General features: G+C 70.3%; 19 protein-coding genes and 1 tRNA gene. 6 read left to right on the top strand and 14 right to left on the bottom strand.

Going from position 1 to position 17,426, the window contains the following annotated elements; genetic code table 11:
- Nucleotides 1–235: 235 nt before the first annotated feature.
- Entirely contained in the window at nucleotides 236–1,003 is a 768-nt protein-coding gene (locus H293_RS0126550; protein ID WP_020120874.1) for a LuxR C-terminal-related transcriptional regulator, read from the top strand.
- Here the strand turns inward: H293_RS0126550 and H293_RS0126545 are convergent.
- Entirely contained in the window at nucleotides 962–1,459 is a 498-nt protein-coding gene (locus H293_RS0126545; RefSeq protein ID WP_007382615.1) for a MarR family winged helix-turn-helix transcriptional regulator, read from the bottom strand. The two genes, H293_RS0126550 and H293_RS0126545, sit on opposite strands and share 42 nt — an antisense overlap.
- 89 nt (nucleotides 1,460–1,548) lie before the next feature.
- On the opposite strand from H293_RS0126545, the gene H293_RS0126540 reads away from it, so the two are divergent.
- The 3 genes from H293_RS0126540 (at nucleotide 1,549) to H293_RS55195 (ending at nucleotide 2,940) form a co-directional block, all read left to right on the top strand.
- Nucleotides 1,549–2,349 (top strand): trans-aconitate 2-methyltransferase, encoded by an 801-nt coding sequence (locus H293_RS0126540; protein ID WP_020120873.1) that lies wholly within the window; start codon nucleotides 1,549–1,551, stop codon nucleotides 2,347–2,349.
- Nucleotides 2,349–2,702, top strand: coding sequence for a VOC family protein (locus H293_RS0126535; protein ID WP_020120872.1), 354 nt, complete (start codon nucleotides 2,349–2,351; stop codon nucleotides 2,700–2,702). Before H293_RS0126540 ends, H293_RS0126535 begins: the two co-directional genes overlap by 1 nt.
- A 64-nt stretch (nucleotides 2,703–2,766) precedes the next feature.
- Nucleotides 2,767–2,940, top strand: coding sequence for a CsbD family protein (locus tag H293_RS55195; protein ID WP_020120871.1), 174 nt, complete (start codon nucleotides 2,767–2,769; stop codon nucleotides 2,938–2,940).
- Between the two features lie 66 nt (nucleotides 2,941–3,006).
- On the opposite strand, the gene H293_RS0126525 is transcribed toward H293_RS55195, so the two are convergent.
- From H293_RS0126525 to H293_RS0126515, 3 genes are all read right to left on the bottom strand, one after another.
- Complete coding sequence (locus H293_RS0126525; protein ID WP_020120870.1) at nucleotides 3,007–3,285, bottom strand: hypothetical protein; 279 nt, start codon at nucleotides 3,283–3,285, stop codon at nucleotides 3,007–3,009.
- Between the two features lie 80 nt (nucleotides 3,286–3,365).
- The gene (locus H293_RS0126520; RefSeq protein ID WP_028808220.1) at nucleotides 3,366–4,046 is read right to left on the bottom strand and encodes a TetR/AcrR family transcriptional regulator; all 681 of its coding nucleotides are present in this window, start codon (nucleotides 4,044–4,046) and stop codon (nucleotides 3,366–3,368) included.
- A complete protein-coding gene (locus H293_RS0126515) occupies nucleotides 4,043–5,053 on the bottom strand; it encodes an acyl-CoA desaturase (protein ID WP_020120868.1) in 1,011 nt (336 codons plus the stop codon). The genes H293_RS0126520 and H293_RS0126515 overlap by 4 nt, the downstream gene beginning before the upstream one ends.
- Nucleotides 5,054–5,361: 308 nt before the next feature.
- On the opposite strand from H293_RS0126515, the gene ppc reads away from it, so the two are divergent.
- Nucleotides 5,362–8,103 (top strand): phosphoenolpyruvate carboxylase, encoded by a 2,742-nt coding sequence (gene ppc / locus H293_RS0126510; protein ID WP_020120867.1) that lies wholly within the window; start codon nucleotides 5,362–5,364, stop codon nucleotides 8,101–8,103.
- Nucleotides 8,104–8,163: 60 nt separating this feature from the next.
- On the opposite strand, the gene H293_RS0126505 is transcribed toward ppc, so the two are convergent.
- The 8 genes from H293_RS0126505 to H293_RS0126470 all read right to left on the bottom strand — a co-directional run bounded on the left by H293_RS0126505 (nucleotide 8,164) and on the right by H293_RS0126470 (nucleotide 14,732).
- Nucleotides 8,164–8,847 (bottom strand): LPXTG cell wall anchor domain-containing protein, encoded by a 684-nt coding sequence (locus H293_RS0126505; RefSeq protein ID WP_020120866.1) that lies wholly within the window; start codon nucleotides 8,845–8,847, stop codon nucleotides 8,164–8,166.
- A gap of 138 nt (nucleotides 8,848–8,985) precedes the next feature.
- Nucleotides 8,986–9,489 (bottom strand): hypothetical protein, encoded by a 504-nt coding sequence (locus tag H293_RS0126500; protein ID WP_028808219.1) that lies wholly within the window; start codon nucleotides 9,487–9,489, stop codon nucleotides 8,986–8,988.
- A gap of 52 nt (nucleotides 9,490–9,541) precedes the next feature.
- Entirely contained in the window at nucleotides 9,542–10,144 is a 603-nt protein-coding gene (gene pth, locus H293_RS0126495; RefSeq protein WP_020120864.1) for an aminoacyl-tRNA hydrolase, read from the bottom strand.
- Nucleotides 10,145–10,266: 122 nt separating this feature from the next.
- Nucleotides 10,267–10,860 carry a 50S ribosomal protein L25/general stress protein Ctc gene (locus H293_RS0126490; RefSeq protein WP_020120863.1) on the bottom strand — a complete coding sequence of 198 codons (594 nt, stop codon included), beginning with the start codon at nucleotides 10,858–10,860 and terminating at the stop codon, nucleotides 10,267–10,269.
- Nucleotides 10,861–11,099: 239 nt separating this feature from the next.
- Nucleotides 11,100–12,080 (bottom strand): ribose-phosphate diphosphokinase, encoded by a 981-nt coding sequence (locus H293_RS0126485; protein WP_020120862.1) that lies wholly within the window; start codon nucleotides 12,078–12,080, stop codon nucleotides 11,100–11,102.
- 133 nt (nucleotides 12,081–12,213) lie between these two features.
- The gene (gene glmU, locus H293_RS0126480; protein ID WP_078612669.1) at nucleotides 12,214–13,662 is read right to left on the bottom strand and encodes a bifunctional UDP-N-acetylglucosamine diphosphorylase/glucosamine-1-phosphate N-acetyltransferase GlmU; all 1,449 of its coding nucleotides are present in this window, start codon (nucleotides 13,660–13,662) and stop codon (nucleotides 12,214–12,216) included.
- Between the two features lie 111 nt (nucleotides 13,663–13,773).
- Nucleotides 13,774–13,848: transfer RNA gene (locus H293_RS0126475), tRNA-Gln, on the bottom strand.
- Between the two features lie 23 nt (nucleotides 13,849–13,871).
- On the bottom strand, nucleotides 13,872–14,732 hold the full coding sequence (locus H293_RS0126470) for a terminase gpP N-terminus-related DNA-binding protein (RefSeq protein WP_020120860.1): 861 nt from the start codon (nucleotides 14,730–14,732) through the stop codon (nucleotides 13,872–13,874).
- 167 nt (nucleotides 14,733–14,899) lie between these two features.
- Between H293_RS0126470 and H293_RS0126465 the strand changes: the two genes are divergently transcribed.
- Nucleotides 14,900–16,207, top strand: a complete 1,308-nt coding sequence (locus H293_RS0126465; RefSeq protein WP_020120859.1) for a sensor histidine kinase — start codon at nucleotides 14,900–14,902, stop codon at nucleotides 16,205–16,207.
- Nucleotides 16,208–16,247: 40 nt separating this feature from the next.
- Here H293_RS0126465 and H293_RS0126460 read toward each other — a convergent pair whose 3' ends face one another.
- Entirely contained in the window at nucleotides 16,248–16,742 is a 495-nt protein-coding gene (locus tag H293_RS0126460; protein ID WP_020120858.1) for an SUKH-3 domain-containing protein, read from the bottom strand.
- A gap of 95 nt (nucleotides 16,743–16,837) precedes the next feature.
- Nucleotides 16,838–17,410, bottom strand: a complete 573-nt coding sequence (locus H293_RS0126455) for a YwqJ-related putative deaminase (RefSeq protein ID WP_020120857.1) — start codon at nucleotides 17,408–17,410, stop codon at nucleotides 16,838–16,840.
- Nucleotides 17,411–17,426 lie beyond the last annotated feature (16 nt).

The raw sequence follows: 17,426 nt of genomic DNA, 5'->3' as shown, positions 1-17,426 counted from the left end.
TCCTGCCCCCCGGCCTTACCCTGATGAACAGCACCGGTGGGGGCCGGTGCTGATCAGGGGGGCGAGACAGTCGGGTACGGCGCCCGAAGCGGGGGTAGCAGTTCTTGCGCGGCGGCGGCCGTGCGGCCATCGTGCTTGGGGCGTCGTACCCGCGGCGGTGTCGTCTCCCGAGTCGTCCTCAGACGAAGACGATGGGGTATCCCCTGCTCTTCGAGAGCTTGGGGAAGGGGGTTTCGTGGTTCGCATCCGAGTCCTGGTCGTCGACGACCATCGCATCTTCGCCGAGTCGCTCGCCGCCGCACTGGCGGCCGAGCCCGACGTGGAGGTCTCCGCGGCCGGCAGCGGTCCCGCCGCGCTGCGCAGTCTGGAGCGCGCGGCCGCCGAGGGCCGCCGTTTCGACGTGCTGCTCGTCGACGCAGATCTGGGCGGCAACGTCCAGGGCATCAGGCCCGCCATGTCCGTGCAGGACGGCGGCGAGGAGGGTCTTGTCGACGGCATATCGCTGGTCGCCGGGGTCCGTACCGGGCAGCCGGCGGTCCGGATCGTCGTGCTCGCCGAGAAGGACGATCCGCGGCGGGCCGCGCTCGCCCTGCAGGCCGGCGCGTCGGGCTGGGTCGCCAAGGACTGCTCGCTGTCCCGGCTGCTCACCGTCATCCGGGGGGTGCTGCGCGACGAGACCCATCTGCCGCCCGCCCTGCTCACCGGAGTGCTCAGGGAGCTCACCGCCGCCCGCAAGCACCGCACCGAGAGCGAGCGGCTGGTGGAGTCCCTCACCCCGCGCGAGCGGGAGGTGCTGCGCTGCATGGTCGCCGGCCTGGGCCGCAAGGCGGTCGCCGACCGGCTGTTCCTCTCGCCGCACACCGTCCGCACCCATATGCAGAACGTCCTCGGCAAACTGGGCGTCCACTCCACCCTGGCCGCCGTGGCTCTGGCGCGGCGCGCGGGCGTGGGGCCGGTCGACCTAGCCGGGGATGTTGTCGAACGGGGCGGTCAACTGGCGTAGCAGCCCGGCCAGTTCCCCGCGCTGGGCACGGGAGAGCTCGGCGAGGATCGCGCGCTCCTGTTCCAGCAGACCGGCGAGGGCCTGGTCCGCGCGGTCCTTGCCGTCCTCCGTGAGCCGGACCAGCACCCCGCGCCGGTCGCTCGGATCGGGCAGCCGCTCCACCAGGCCCTTCTTGGCCAGCCGGTCGATGCGGTTGGTCATGGTGCCCGAGGTGACCAGAGTCTGCGTCAGCAGCTGCCCGGGGGAGAGCTGATACGGCGTCCCCGCGCGCCTGAGCGCGGTCAGCACGTCGAACTCCCAGGGCTCAAGACTGTGCTCCGCGAAGGCCAGCCGGCGTGCCCGGTCCAGGTGCCGGGCCAGTCTGCTCACCCGGCTGAGCACCTCGAGCGGTTCCACGTCGAGGTCAGGGCGCTCCCGGCGCCACGCAGCGACCAGCCGATCGACCTCGTCCTCCATGACGATCAGTGTAGTGGTTGTGTCGATGTGAAGTCTCTTGAAGTCAAGTCTCTTGACATCAAGATAAATCGACGGGGAAGGTGGACGGCATGACGACTCCCACCTGGGACCCGGCCCAGTACCTGCGCCACGCGGACCACCGCGCCCGCCCCTTCACCGACCTCCTGGCCCGCGTCCCGGAACCGCCGGGGGACGCGCCCCTGATCGCCGACCTGGGCTGCGGCCCCGGCAACATGACGGCGCTGCTCGCCGCACGCTGGCCGACCGCCCGGATCACCGGCTACGACAACTCCGCCGAGATGCTCGACAAGGCCCGTGCCGAGTACGCCGGCCCCACGTCCGGCGGCGGCCGGCTCGACTTCGCCCACGCGGACGCACGCACCTGGACGCCCGCGCAGCCGTACGGCCTGATCGTCAGCAACGCGACGCTGCAGTGGGTGCCGGGGCACGCGGAGCGTTTCGGGGCGTGGGTGGACGGACTCGCGCCGGGCGGCACCTTCGCCTTCCAGGTGCCCGGCAACTTCGACTCCCCGAGCCACCGGCTGATGCGCGAACTCGCCGGGTCCGTGGGACTCGCGGAGACCCTGCGCCACGGCGACGCCGTCCTGTCGCCCGCCGGCTATCTGGCGGAGCTGGCCGACCTGGGCTGCGCGGTGGACGCGTGGGAGACGACGTACGTGCACCTGTTGCAGGGCGAGGACCCGGTCCTGGACTGGGTCAAGGGGACCGGTCTGCGGCCCGTCCTGACCGCGCTCGCCGACGACCCGAAGGCCCGGGATGCCTTTCTCGCCGAGTACCGGGCGGCCCTGCGCGAGGCGTACCCGGCCGGGGCACACGGCACGCCGTTCCCGTTCCGCCGTATCTTCGCCGTCGCCCGCAAGGAGGGCTGATGCTCGCGGCCGTGGACCACGTACAGCTCGCCGCGCCCCCCGGCTCGGAGGACCTGCTGCGCGCCTACTACGTCGGCGTCCTCGGCATGACCGAGATCCCCAAGCCGCCGGTGCTCGCGGCCCGGGGCGGCTGCTGGTTCCGGGCGGGGGCCGCGGAGCTGCACCTGGGGATCGAGGAAGGATTCACCCCGGCGAGGAAGGCGCATCCCGGGCTGCGGGTCACCGACATCCGGGCCTACGCCGACCGGCTGGACGCGCTCGGCGCGCCGGTCGTGTGGGACGAGGGCCTGCCGGGGCGGTTGCGCTTCTCCTCCCGTGACCCCGTGGGCAACCGGCTGGAGTTCCTGGTTTGAGCGGGGCGGGCCGGGTCACCCGCATCGATGACAACGGACTCTGCAATCGCTGGGAGTGAGAACCGTGGCAGGAGACCAGAAGGCCAAGGCCAAGAAGGAACAGGTCAAGGGCAAGGCCAAGGAGGTCGTGGGCCGCGCGGTCGGCAACGAGCGTATGGAGGCCGAGGGCCGCATGGCGCAGTCCAAGGGCGACGCCCGCCAGGCCAAGGAAAAGACGAAGGACACCTTCAAACACTGACGGTACGCAGACGGACGGCCCGTGCACCCCCGGGGTGCACGGGCCGTCGTATGTGCCGGTGCCCGGTCAGCGCCACTCGGCCGGGATGTTCTTGACCTGCTCGAGGATGTCCCAGTCCTTCGGACGGAAGCTGGGCGAATCCCAGGGAGCGCCCTGGCCGAGCCAGTGACCGCGATTCTCCCGCAACCCGATCACGCTGACGTCTTTCATGCTGGGCTCATTGCCGCAGCAGGGGCAGATGGCGCCCTCGTTGGGCCGGCCGCCCTCCCAGAAGGGTTCCGGATCGTCGTCGTGCCCGCAGATCCGGCAGGCGGTCTCCCACTCCGGGCCCGGTGCGGAGTGCATGTGTGCTGCTCCCAGGTTGTGGCCGAGTCCGGCGAGGCAGGGGCGCCGGAGGCGACGGCGGGACGGCTGCGCCGGGCGGCTCAGTACTTCCGGCGTCCTATCAGGCGCGGCTTCGCCTCCAGGCCGTCCAGGCCGTGCCACGCCAGGTTCACCAGATGCGCCGCCACCTCCGCCTTCTTCGGGCGGCGCACGTCCAGCCACCACTGGCCGGTCAGGGCGACCATGCCGACCAGGGCCTGGGCGTACAGCGGGGCCAGCTTGGGATCGAAGCCGCGCCTCTTGAACTCGCGGCCCAGGATGTCCTCCACCTGGGTCGCGATGTCCGAGATCAGCGAGGCGAAGGACCCCGTGGACTGGGGGATGGGGGAGTCACGGACCAGGATGCGGAAGCCGTCCGTGTGCTCCTCGATGTAGTCGAGGAGGGCGAAGGCCGCCTGTTCGCACAGTTCGCGGGGGTGGCCTGCGGTCAGGGAACTCGTCACCATGTCCAGCAGCCGGCGCATCTCACGGTCCACCACCACCGCGTACAGGCCCTCCTTGCCGCCGAAGTGCTCGTACACCACCGGCTTGGAGACGCCGGCCTTCGCCGCGATCTCCTCCACCGACGTGGCCTCGAAGCCCTTCGAGGCGAACAGCGTGCGACCGATCTCCAGAAGCTGGGCGCGGCGCTCGGCCCCCGTCATCCGGGTGCGCCGCACGCGCCGCGGCTTCGCTTCGTTGCTCGGGGTACTGCTGGAGTCGGTCGCCACGGCGTCCATCATGCCGCCTCGGCGGTCTCCTCCTTGCGTCCGGAGCCGTCCCCGTCCGTGATCCGGCGCGAATCGATACGCGAGCGTGACGGCCAGCGCACGTCGTACGCCCAGCCGAGCATCTCGAACCAGCGGATGAACCGCGCCGAGGAGTCCAGCTGGCCCCGCATCACCCCGTGCCGGGCCGAGGTCGGGTCGGCGTGATGCAGGTTGTGCCAGGACTCACCGCAGGACAGCACGGCCAGCCACCACACGTTGCCCGAGCGGTCCCGCGACTTGAAGGGCCGCTTGCCGACCGCGTGACAGATCGAGTTGATCGACCAGGTCACGTGGTGCAGGAGGCAGACACGGACCAGGGAGCCCCAGAAGAAGCCGGTGAACGCGCCCCACCAGGACATCGTCACCAGACCGCCGATCACGGCGGGCAGGGCCAGCGAGAGCATCGTCCAGAAGATGAACTGGCGGGAGATCGCGCGGATCGCCGGGTCCTTGACCAGATCCGGCGCGTACTTCTCCTGCGGGGTCTGCTCCTCGTCGAACATCCAGGCGATGTGGGCCCACCACAGGCCCTTGATCAGTGCCGGGACCGTCTCACCGAACCGCCACGGCGAGTGGGGGTCGCCCTCGGCGTCGGAGAATTTGTGGTGCCTGCGGTGGTCGGCCACCCAGCGCACCAGCGGCCCCTCGACCGCCATCGACCCCATGATCGCCAGCGCGATCCGCAGGGGCCGCTTGGCCTTGAAGGAGCCGTGCGTGAAGTAGCGGTGGAAGCCGATCGTGATGCCGTGGCAGCCGAGGTAGTAGAAGAAGACCAGAAGGCCCAGATCGAGCCAGCTCACCCCCCAGCCCCAGGCCAGCGGCACCGCCGCGAGCAGGGCGAGGAACGGAACGGTGATGAAGAGGAGCAGCGTGATCTGTTCGATCGAGCGTTTCTGCTCACCGCCGAGCGTCGCGGAGGGCGGTGTCGAGCCGTCGGGCGCCTTCGGGGCGTCTGCGATCACATCGGAGCGCGTGGTCATGGGCGTCCCCTGTGGGGTTTCGTGGGTTGAAGACAGGTGCCGGGCTGAGGGAAACCTTTCCCGGGTTCCGTTACGACGGTCCCTACGGTTCCGTAACCTACGGCATCGTAAGTATGGCAGTGCGGCGCCCTGCGGCAAGAGCCCGAAAGTCTGCGCGTCCGCATGGACACCTATCCTTGGAGTCGGTCGGACAGCGCGGTCCGCTCTGATTTCTTCCCGGATGGCCCGGCCCTATGCGGCGGCTGCCGCACGACCGCACTCCGGGTTCCCCTGCCGGACGAGCTTCAACACTGCAAGGAGCCGCACCTGTGAGCAGTGCCGACGACCTGACCACGAGCGCCATGTCGACCAGTACCGAACTGCGCGCCGACATCCGCCGGCTGGGCGACCTCCTGGGCGAGACCCTGGTCCGCCAGGAGGGCCCCGAGCTGCTGGAACTCGTCGAGAAGGTGCGCCGCCTCACCCGTGAGGACGGCGAGGCCGCCGCCGAGCTGCTGCGCGGCATCGAACTGGAGACCGCCGCCAAGCTGGTACGGGCCTTCTCCACCTACTTCCACCTGGCCAATGTCACCGAGCAGGTGCACCGCGGCCGCGAGCTGCGGGCCCGGCGCGCCGCCGAGGGCGGTCTCCTCGCCCGTACGGCCGACCGGCTCAAGGACGCAGACCCCGAGCACCTGCGCCAGACCGTCGCCAACCTCAACGTCCGCCCGGTCTTCACCGCCCACCCGACCGAGGCCGCCCGCCGCTCCGTACTGAACAAGCTCCGCCGGATCGCAGCCCTCCTGGAGACCCCGGTCATCGAGACGGACCGCCGCCGCTACGACACCCGTCTGGCCGAGAACATCGACCTCGTCTGGCAGACCGACGAACTCCGGGTGGTGCGCCCCGAGCCCGCCGACGAGGCCCGCAACGCCATCTACTACCTCGACGAGCTGCACGCCGGCGCCGTGGGCGACGTCCTGGAGGACCTGACGGCCGAGCTGGAGCGCGTCGGCGTCAGGATCCCCGACGCCACCCGGCCCCTCACCTTCGGCACCTGGATCGGCGGCGACCGGGACGGCAACCCCAACGTCACCCCCCAGGTCACCTGGGACGTCCTGATCCTCCAGCACGAGCACGGCATCAACGACGCCCTGGAGCTCATCGACGAGCTGCGCGGCTTCCTGTCCAACTCCATCCGCTACACCGGCGCCACCGAGGAACTCCTGGAGTCCCTGAAGGCCGACCTGGAGCGCCTGCCGGAGATCAGCCCCCGCTACAAGCGGCTCAACGCCGAGGAGCCGTACCGCCTCAAGGCCACCTGCATCCGGCAGAAGCTGGAGAACACCAAGACGCGCCTGGCCAAGGGCATCCCGCACGAGGACGGCCGCGACTACCTCGGCACCAGCGAGCTGCTGAGCGACCTCACGCTGATCCAGACCTCGCTGCGCGAGCACCGGGGCGGCCTCTTCGCGGACGGCCGGATGGACCGCACCATCCGCACCCTGTCCGCCTTCGGCCTCCAGCTCGCCACCATGGACGTCCGCGAGCACGCCGACGCCCACCACCACGCCCTCGGCCAGCTCTTCGACCGGCTCGGCGAGGAGTCCTGGCGGTACGCGGACATGCCCCGCGAGTACCGGGCCAAGCTGCTCGCGAAGGAGCTGCGCTCCCGCCGGCCCCTCGCGCCCACCCCGGCTCCGGTGGACGCGGCCGGCGAGAAGACCCTCGGTGTCTTCCAGACCGTGAAGCGGGCCCTTGCCGTCTTCGGACCCGAGGTCATCGAGTCGTACATCATCTCGATGTGCCAGGGCGCCGACGACGTCTTCGCGGCGGCGGTGCTGGCCCGCGAGGCCGGCCTGCTCGACCTGCACGCCGGGTGGGCGAAGATCGGCATCGTGCCGCTCCTGGAGACCACCGACGAGCTCAAGGCCGCCGACACCATCCTGGAGGACATGCTCTCCGACCCCTCGTACCGCAGGCTCGTGGCCCTGCGCGGGGACGTCCAGGAGGTCATGCTCGGCTACTCCGACTCCTCGAAGTTCGGCGGCATCACCACCTCCCAGTGGGAGATCCACCGCGCCCAGCGGCGGCTGCGTGACGTGGCGCACCGGTACGGCGTACGCCTGCGCCTCTTCCACGGCCGCGGCGGCACCGTCGGCCGCGGCGGCGGCCCCTCCCACGACGCCATCCTCGCCCAGCCGTGGGGCACCCTGGAGGGCGAGATCAAGGTCACCGAGCAGGGCGAGGTCATCTCCGACAAGTACCTCGTGCCGTCCCTGGCCCGGGAGAACCTGGAGCTGACGGTCGCGGCCACCCTGCAGGCCTCCGCCCTGCACACGGCTCCCCGTCAGTCCGACGAGGCGCTGGCCCGCTGGGACGCGGCCATGGACGTCGTCTCCGACGCCGCTCACGCCGCGTACCGCAGGCTCGTCGAGGACCCGGACCTGCCGACGTACTTCGTCGCGTCGACGCCGGTGGACCAGCTCGCCGACCTGCACCTCGGCTCACGGCCCTCCCGCCGCCCCGGCTCGGGCGTCTCCCTGGACGGACTGCGGGCCATCCCGTGGGTGTTCGGCTGGACCCAGTCCCGGCAGATCGTGCCCGGCTGGTTCGGCGTCGGCTCCGGCCTGAAGGCGCTGCGCGAGGCGGGCCTGGACACGGTGCTCGACGAGATGCACGAGCAGTGGCACTTCTTCCGGAACTTCATCTCCAACGTCGAGATGACGCTCGCGAAGACCGACCTGCGCATCGCCCGCCACTACGTCGAGACCCTCGTCCCCGCCGAGCTCCAGCACGTCTTCGCCGCCATCGAGGCCGAGCACGAGCTCACCGTCCGCGAGGTCCTCAGGGTCACGGGCGAGGACGAACTCCTCGACGCCACTCCTGTCCTCAAGCAGACCTTCGCGATCCGCGACGCCTACCTGGACCCGATCTCCTACCTCCAGGTGACGCTGCTCAAGCGCCAGCGCGACGCGGCGGCCGCGGGCGAGGAGCCCGACCCGCTGCTCGCCCGCGCCCTGCTCCTGACCGTCAACGGCGTGGCGGCCGGCCTGCGCAACACCGGCTGACCTCCACACGGAGAAAGGCGGTGCCCCCGGGATCCGGGGGCACCGCCTTTCTCCGGTATGTCAGGCCCGGCGCCGCCTGGCGACGAGGTAACCGCCCGCTGCCACCAGCGCGGCGGAGACGCCCGCGAGCAGGCCGACCGGAGCGCTGTTGCCGGTCTCGGCGAGGTCTCCGGCGGAGCCCTGCGCGGAGGCGGAGGAGGAGGCCGACGCGGACGCCCCGGCCTCGGTGGACTCGCTGGGCTCGGCGCTCGGACCGGTGCTCGGACCGCCGCTCGGTTCCGTGGTGGACGAGCCGGACGGGGTGGGGGCGGCCGTACCGCCGCCACCGCCCTGCTCGTCCTCGCAGTCCGTCCAGAACACCTTGTGCTTGGCGGCGCCCTTCTCTCCGTCGAAGTTCCAGAACAGCTTGTAGTGCCCGTCGGGCAGCGAGAGGTCGTTCGTACGGCCGTGGCCGTCGGAGTCCAGCGTGATCTCGCCGGACTTCACGGTCTCGCCCTTGACGTCGGCCGTCGGGGCCCAGGCCTCGATGTGCCAGTCGACCTCCTGGACGGCGTCGAAGCCGAAGGCGTCGAGATAGAAGGTGCAGACGTGCGGCTCGTTCTTGCGGAGCTCTTCGCCGGTGGCGGCGTCGTGGATCTTCACGGTTCCGTTGTCACCCTGAGGGGTGGCGTGGGCGACCGGGGCGACCAGGAAGGCCGCCGAGGCGACGGCGGACAGGACGCCGAAGCGGGTGAGGGTGCGCATGGGGCAGTAATCCATCTTCGAGAGTGAAACGGGAAGATGTGGAGGGGGCGGCTCAGCATCCAGCCGCGACTGACCTCTGGTCAATCACGAACAGAGAACACTCAGGTTCTCCACAGAAGCGGAGAACGGCGAAAGCCGTCAGATGGTCACGAAAGCCGCCGTGAGCAGGGCGATTCCCGACCCCGCCAGCACCCACGCGAACCGGGTCCTGCGCAGTCCGCCCGCCACGACCACCGAAGCCAGCAGCAGCGCCCCGCCCATCGGCACCCAGGCGTACAGCACCCCGGCCCGCCCCGACAGCACGACCTCGGCGCTGCCGGGCTTCACCACGACCGGGTAGGTCCGGCCCTTGCGCACCGCCACCGTCTTCTCGATGACGACCCGGTCCCGCGCCACGGACCCGTGCGACAACGGCCTGTACGGACCGCTGCACACCTCCCGCGCGCACCGGGCCACCTCGATCGTGCCGCGCTCGCGCCCCTTGGTCAGCATCACGTACTGCGCGCTGCCCCAGGACGCCCACACCCCCGCGACCAGGATCAGCAGCGCGACCGCACCCATCGACGCGAGCCGTCCGAACCGCAGCGCGGCGAACGAGGCCCGGCGGGAGGTGAGGGTCGTGGCAGGCATGGCGGGGATCATTGGCCATGGCCCTGCGCGGGGTCAACTCGGGTCCGGCGGACCGGCGGACAAGTCAGGAGTTGTACGTGCTTTGCGCCCGCTCGAGACCCTCGATCACCAGAGCCTCCACCGCGTCGGCCGCACGGTCCACGAAGTAGTCGAGCTCCTTGCGCTCGCTCGACGAGAAGTCCTTCAGCACGAAGTCCGCCACCTGCATACGGCCCGGCGGACGCCCGATCCCGAACCGCACCCGGTGGTACTCCGCCCCGAACGCCTTCGTCATCGACTTCAGCCCGTTGTGACCGTTGTCCCCGCCGCCCAGCTTCAGCCGCAGAACGCCGTAGTCGATGTCCAGCTCGTCATGGATCGCCACGACGTTGGCGACCGGCACCTTGTAGAAGTCCTTGAGCGCGTTCACCGGACCGCCGGACAGGTTCATGAACGACATCGGCTTCGCCAGGACCACCCGCCGGTTCGCCGGTCCCGGCGGCCCGATCCGCCCCTCAATGACCTGCGCCTGTGCCTTCCCGGCCCGCTTGAACCGGCCCCCGACCCGCTCGGCCAGCAGATCGGCCACCATGAAACCCACGTTGTGCCGATTGCCCGCGTACTCGGGCCCCGGGTTCCCGAGGCCGACGATCAGCCAGGGGGCGTTGGCGGGGGTAGTCACGTCCATCTCTCCTCTGCACATGCCGCAGCCGCCGCCCCCGGACAGGGGCGGCGGCTGGAGCGTATATCGCTGCCGCGGTACCGGGCGCCGGGGAGGCGGCGGCACTACGGCCAGGGCCGAACCGTCGATCAGGCCTCGGCGGACTCGTCGCCCTCGGCGGCCTCGCCCTCGGACTCCTCGGCCTGCGCGGCCAGGACCTGAAGGACGACGGTCTCGCCGTCGACGTCCAGCGTGGTGCCCTTCGGCAGGGTGATGTCCTTGGCGAGGATGGAGTCACCCGCGGCCAGGCCCGCGATGGAGACGGTGACCGACTCGGGGATGTGCGTGGCCTCGGCCACGACCGGAAGCGCGTTCAGGACGTGCTCCAGGAGGAAGGCACCCGGGGCCAGCTCGCCCTCGGTCTGGACGTAGATCTCGACGTTGACCTGCTCGCCGCGCTTGACCAGCTGGAGGTCGACGTGCTCCAGGTAGCCCTTGATCGGGTCACGCTGCACGGACTTCGGGATGGCCAGCTCGTTGGTCTTGCCGTCGATGTCCAGGGAGATCAGGACGTTCGACGTACGCAGCGCGAGCAGCAGCTCGTGGCCCGGGAGGGTCAGGTGGATGGGGTCGGAACCGCGACCGTACAGAACACCGGGAACCTTGTTGTCACGGCGGATACGGCGGGCGGCACCCTTGCCGAACTCCGAACGGGTCTCGGCGGCGATCTTGACCTCGGACATGCGGATCACTCCTCGTAGAACTTTTGCGATGGGGGTCCCCCCGCTCGAGCGGAGTCGAGAGTGGGGGAGGTCACCCGGCCACGAACGGCCTGCTACGAAGAGCGCGTCGATAACGGACCGCCGACACCTGCGCGAACAGGTACGGCCTCCCTCGCCGAGCAACTGAGGCAGTCTACTCGGCGCGGAAGGCCGTAGGAAAATCGATCATGCAGAAGCGTTTTTACGGAGTACCGGCGCGCCTACTGCTCGTCGAACAGGCTCGTCACCGAACCGTCCTCGAACACCTCACGCACGGCGCTCGCGATCGTCGGCGCGATCGACAGGACCGTCAGCTTGTCCAGGTCCCGGCCCAGCTCACCCGGCGTCGGCAGGGTGTTGGTGAACACGAACTCGCCCACCCGGGAGTTCTTCAGCCGGTCCGCCGCCGGACCGGACAGCACACCGTGGGTGGCCGTCACGATGACGTCCTCCGCGCCGTGCGCGAACAGCGCGTCCGCGGCCGCGCAGATCGTGCCACCCGTGTCGATCATGTCGTCGACCAGGACACACACCCGGCCCTTGACCTCACCCACGACCTCGTGGACGGTCACCTGGTTCGCCACGTCCTTGTCACGCCGCTTGTGCACGATCGCCAGCGGCGCGCCCAGCCGGTCGCACCAGCGGTCCGCGACCCGCACCCGGCCCGCGTCCGGGGACACGACCGTCAGCTTGTTCCGGTCGACCTTGCGGCCCACGTAGTCCGCGAGCAGCGGAAGCGCGAAGAGATGGTCCACGGGCCCGTCGAAGAAGCCCTGGATCTGGTCGGTGTGCAGATCGACGGTCAGCAGCCGGTCGGCACCGGCGGTCTTCATCAGATCCGCGATCAGCCGCGCCGAGATCGGCTCACGGCCACGGTGCTTCTTGTCCTGCCGCGCGTAACCGTAGAACGGCACGATGACGGTGATGGAGCGGGCCGACGCCCGCTTCAGCGCGTCGATCATGATCAGCTGCTCCATGATCCACTGGTTGATCGGAGCCGTGTGGCTCTGGATCACGAAGCAGTCGGCGCCACGGGCCGACTCCTGGTAGCGGACGTAGATCTCGCCGTTCGCGAAGTCGAAGGCCTTGGTCGGGACCACCCCGACACCCAGCTGCTGGGCGACCTCCTTGGCAAGCTCGGGGTGGGCGCGGCCGGAGAAGAACATCATCTTCTTCTCGCCGGTCGTCTTGATCCCGGTCACAGCACTGTCTCCTCAGAGGTGTCTCAGCCGTACGTCGACAGACCGCGCCGCTGGGCGCGACGGGCCGTCTCAGCTGGTGGGGTGCGGGTGTGCACTTATCACGGTACGACGACTTCGGCGCACCTGTTTCCGGTCAGTCCTCGCTCGCGCCCTCCCGGGAAGCCGCCTCGGCAGCCTTCGCCGCCGCGCTCCCCGGACGCTTCCGGGCCACCCAACCCTCGATATTCCGCTGCTGGCCACGGGCCACGGCCAGCGAACCGGGCGGCACATCCTTCGTGATCACCGACCCTGCGGCGGTGTACGCACCGTCCCCGACCGTGACAGGCGCCACAAACATGTTGTCCGAACCCGTACGGCAATGCGACCCGACGGTCGTGTGGTGCTTGTCCTGACCGTCGTAGTTCACGAACACGCTCGCGGCGCCGATGTTGCTGTACTCACCGATGGTGGCGTCCCCGACATAGGAGAGGTGCGGCACCTTGCTGCCCTCGCCGATCTGCGCGTTCTTCGTCTCGACGTACGTCCCGATCTTGCCCTTGGCACCCAGCCGGGTGCCGGGACGGAGGTAGGCGAACGGTCCGACGGTCGCGTGGTCGCCGACGTGGGAGCTGTAGGCGACGGTGGTGTCGACGCGCGCCCCCGCTCCGACGTGGGTGTCCGTGAGGCGGCTGTTGGGACCCACCTCGGCGCCTTCGCCGACATGCGTCGAACCGTGCAGCTGCGTGCCCGGGTGGACCACGGCGTCCTGGTCGAAGGTGACGGTGACGTCGACCCACGTGGTCGCCGGATCGATCACGGTGACACCGGAGAGCATCGCCCGGGTCAGCAGCCGGTCGTTGAGAATGCGCCGCGCCTCGGAGAGCTGCACCCGGTTGTTGATCCCGGCGATCTCCCGGTGGTCGCCCGCGACGCAGGCGCCGACACGGTGCCCGGCCGCACGGAGGATCCCGAGCACGTCGGTGAGGTACTCCTCACCCTGGGAGTTGTCGGTGCGCACCTTGCCCAGCGCGTCCGCGAGCAACTGCCCGTCGAAGGCGAACACCCCGGAGTTGATCTCCCGGATCTCCCGCTGCGCCTCGGAGGCGTCCTTGTGCTCGACGATCTCGGTCACGGCACCCGAGGTCTCGTCCCGCACGATCCGCCCGTACCCCGTCGCGTCCGGCACGTCGGCGCTCAGCACGGTGACGGCGTTGCCGTCCGCGGAGTGCGTGGCGGCAAGGGCGTTGAGGGTCTCTCCGGTCAGCAGCGGGGTGTCCCCGCACACCACGACGACGGTCCCGTCGACGCGGCCGCCCAGCTCCTCCAGGGCCATCCGTACGGCGTGCCCGGTGCCGTTCTGCTGCGCCTGCACGGCCGTTCGTACGTCGGCGTCGGTGCCGGCGAGATGCGCGGTGACCTTCTCCCGGGCGTGCCCCACGACCACGACGAGGTTCTCGGGGTCCAGCTCGCGGGCGGCGGCGAGCACATGCCCCACAAGGCTGCGGCCACAGAGCTCGTGCAGGACCTTGGGTGTGGCCGACTTCATACGGGTGCCCTCACCCGCTGCGAGAACGACGACGGCTGCCGGGCGAATGGCGCTCACGGGATGCCCTTCGGCTGTGGAGGGGGAGGGTGACATCCGCAGGATACCGGGGCGTTTCAGGGGGGACATGAGAGTGGGCCCTGACAGTGCTGTCAGGGCCCGAACAGAGCGTGGCTCCCCCGCCAGGACTCGAACCCGGACAGATGGCACCAAAAGCCACAGTGCTGCCAATTACACCACGGGGGAATGAATTCGACTAAACCGGACATTCAGTCAGGTCGCCGAGTGGCGGCTCCTACTATGCCGTACCAGGCGCCCTCCATGCGACGGTACAGATCGGCGCTCTGCCGGACGTAAATCACGAGACAGCCGTGGTAGGTGGGTCCGGTGTTCTTGCGAACCGTTCGGGGGTTGTGTCGTTTCAGGGTGGCCTTGCTGAATGCCGACGTGTCGACACCGGCAATGTCGGCCCAGAACATCTCGGCGGACTCCACATCTGCGCTCTCGTGGATGCTGACCCGTAGGGTCAGGCGTTCCCGCTGGACCCCGAGGAACTCGAGCCAGCGCAGGAAGAGCCTGATCACGTTGGGGTCGCTGTTGATGAACTGCAGCACCTCGGTCCGACGGTGCGGCTTGTCCTTGGCGCCCTCGGCCCAGTAGAGCGCCACTCCCGTGAAGAAGAGTTCGCGGTCCGACATCTCGCCGACGGCCGCTTCCGCTGCCGCCTTGGTCGCTTGACGCTCTTGGTCCTGGGCGTGTCGCAGGCGTGCCAGCCCGGCGTTCATGCGTGCGCGCTGTTCTTCCGGTGTGGACTTGGGCTCCGGGGGTGGCAGGTCCCGCACCCATAGCGACACAGAACTCTTGGAGTAGCCCAGTTCGGCCCCGATCCGGTCGTAGGTCCAGCCCTGGAGTCGTAGCTCCCGCGCCCTCTCGCGCAGGTCGTCCTTCGCGTTCGGTCGTCTCGTCCACTCCGGCGGCGGTTCGCCCTTCACCAGCCGCTGGAGGATGTCGTTGTTGGAGATCTTCAACTCCTCGCGGATCTGCCGAAGGCTGTACCCGTGGCGTCGGAGAGTCATCGCCTGCTCCCGCAAGTCCTCGAAGTCCGCGTATTTGCCCTGTGGATGTGCCATGGGCATACCGTGCGGGTGGAAGGTGGTGTTCCGGCCTCGAACGGTGAGCGATTCAGCAGTTCGAGGGATACCGGGTCGTTTCGTAGTCGATCGGTCACTCGATGTGGTGTAGGCCAGTCGTCGAAAGTCACCGGAAATCCGGCGGGGGGCGCCCGTAGGCTGGAGGCATGACCACGACGGGGGAAGACACCACCGCGGCACAGAAGGGGCCGTGGTGGTGGGCACGGTGGCGCAGTGCGGTGCTGGACGTGGGCCTGGCGTCGGCGTCCGCGGTGGAGTGCGCGTTCGAGGGGATCCGGTTCGCGGACGACGCGGGGATCCCGATGGCCGCGGGGATCGTGTTCGGGGTGCTGGCGGGGTCGGTGCTGGTCGTCCGGCGCAAGTGGCCGATCGCCGTCGTGCTCGTGAGCATCGCCATCACGCCCGCCCAGATGGGCTACCTCATGGGCATCGTCGGCCTGTACACGCTCGCCGCGTCCGAGCTGCCGCGCCGGATCATCGGCTCGCTGGCGGGGATGTCCCTCGTCGGGATGCTGATCGTGATGTTCGTGCGGGTGCGCCAGGACATGGCGCACGGCGAACTGGACCTGGGGGACTGGTTCGTACCCTTCGCGTCGATCACGACCGCGATCGGGATGACCGCGCCGCCCCTGCTGCTCGGGCTGTATGTGGGGGCCCGGCGCCGGCTGATGGAGAGTCTGCGGGAGCGGGCCGACGACCTCGAGCGGGAGCTCCAGCTGCTCGCCGAGCGCGCCGAGGAGCGGGCGGAGTGGGCGCGGGGCGAGGAGCGGACCCGTATCGCCCGTGAGATGCACGACGTCGTGGCGCACCGGGTGAGCCTGATGGTGGTGCACGCGGCCGCCCTGCAGGCCGTGGCCCGCAAGGATCCCGAGAAGGCCGTGAAGAACGCGGCCCTGGTGGGGGACATGGGCCGGCAGGCGCTCACCGAGCTGCGGGAGATGCTCGGGGTGCTGCGCAGCGGGGACGGGTTCGGGCGTCACGAGCGGGCGGCGGTGCCGCTCGTCGCGGTGGGGGTGGCGGCGGCCGCGGCGGCCTCGCGGGCGGTGGACGAGGCCGACGGGCCCAGTCTGGACGATCTGGAGACGCTGATCGGGCAGTCGGCCGCGGCCGGCATGGCCGTGGATCTGTCGGTGGAGGGTGACGTGCGGTCGTACGCCGCGCAGATCGAGCAGACGGCGTTCCGCGTGGTGCAGGAGGCGTTGACGAACGTCCACAAGCACGCGGCGGGTGCGAAGACGCACGTACGCCTGGCGCACCGGGTGTCGGAGATCGCGATGCAGGTGGAGAACGAACCGCCGCCGGAGATCTCGTCCCTCGCGTCGGCCAGGCTGCCTTCGGGGGGCAACGGCCTGGTGGGGATGAAGGAGCGGGTCTCCGCGCTGGGCGGGGTGTTCGTGTCGGGGCCCACGGAGGCCGGGGGTTTCCGGGTGTCGGCGGTGATTCCGGCGGCGTGACCGTCGTGGGACCCACGCCCCGTCGTCGCCGTCGTGGAGGTCAGTCGGCGGTGAGGCGGGTGGGTTCGATGCCGGAGACGAGGCCGGCGAGGGCCTGGTCGATGTCGGGGCCGAGGTACCAGTCGCCGGTGTGGTCGAGGGCGTAGACGCGACCCTCGGTGTCGATGGCGAGGAGCGCCTGGGTGTCGGTCTCGGCGCCGACGGGGCAGACCTCGGTGTCGAGGGCGCGGCCGAGGTCGGCGAGGGTGCGGGCCATGTGGAGTCCGTGCAGCGGGTCGAGGTGGAGCCGGGCGGGCGCGACCTGGCGGCCGGGGCCGGCGGGGGTCAGATGGAGTCCGCCGAACTCCGCCCAGGCCTCGACGGCGGCCGGGAACACGGCGTGCCGGTGTCCGGCGGGCGAGGTGTGGTCGCGCAGGGCGTCGGCCCAGATCTCGGCCTGCTTTATGTCCCAGCGTCCGGGCTGCCAGCCGGCGGCGCGCAGCACGGCGTCGACGGGGACGGGGAAGCGGGTGGTACCGGTGCGGTCGGGGTGCATCTGCCCTTCGCGTTCGTCGAGGTCATGGGTGGGCGCCGGGGTGTTGCGTGTCGGGCGCCGTCGTGCGGGTCGTTCGGGTCGTTCGGTGGGGGGTGTCAGCCGCCGTCCGCCGTCGGGTCGACGATGCGTACGCCGAAGTGGGCGCTGAGGGCGGTGCAGGCGCGGCAGGGGGCGGCGAAACTGCCGTGCAGCGGGTCACCGTCCTCGCGGATGCGGCGGGCGGTGAGTTTGGCCTGCTTGAGGGCGCGGCGGGCCTCGCCGTTGGTCATCGGTTTGCGGGCGGCGCGCTTGCTGCGGGCGGCGTCGGCGGCGGCGATGTGCCGCGATATGAGCATGGTCTCGGCGCAGCGGCCGGTGAAGCGGTCGCGCCGGTCGCTGCCGAGCGTGTCGAGGAAGTCCTGGACGAGCGGGTGCAGCGGCGGGGGCTGGTCGCCGCGGGCGGCGGTGGAGGTGAGGGTGGCGCCGCGCACGGAGAGGGCGGCGGCGACCGTGGGCAGTATGCCGTCGCGGCGGTGGCGGAGGGTGGGCGCGTGGGGTCTCTCGGCGCTGCTCCAGCCGATGCGGGGATCGCCGTTGACGCCGGTGTGCGGGCTGCCGTGCGTACCGGTCGTCGTGCCCGTGTGCGGTCCTGTCTGCGGTCCCGTCTGCGTCGTGTTCATGATCGTCATCCCCTCCCGAGCATCC

This window comes from Streptomyces canus 299MFChir4.1, assembly GCF_000383615.1.
Classification (GTDB): domain Bacteria; phylum Actinomycetota; class Actinomycetes; order Streptomycetales; family Streptomycetaceae; genus Streptomyces; species Streptomyces canus_C.
Note: the sequence above shows the minus strand (reverse complement) of the source record. Positions and strands in the feature narration are given on the sequence as shown.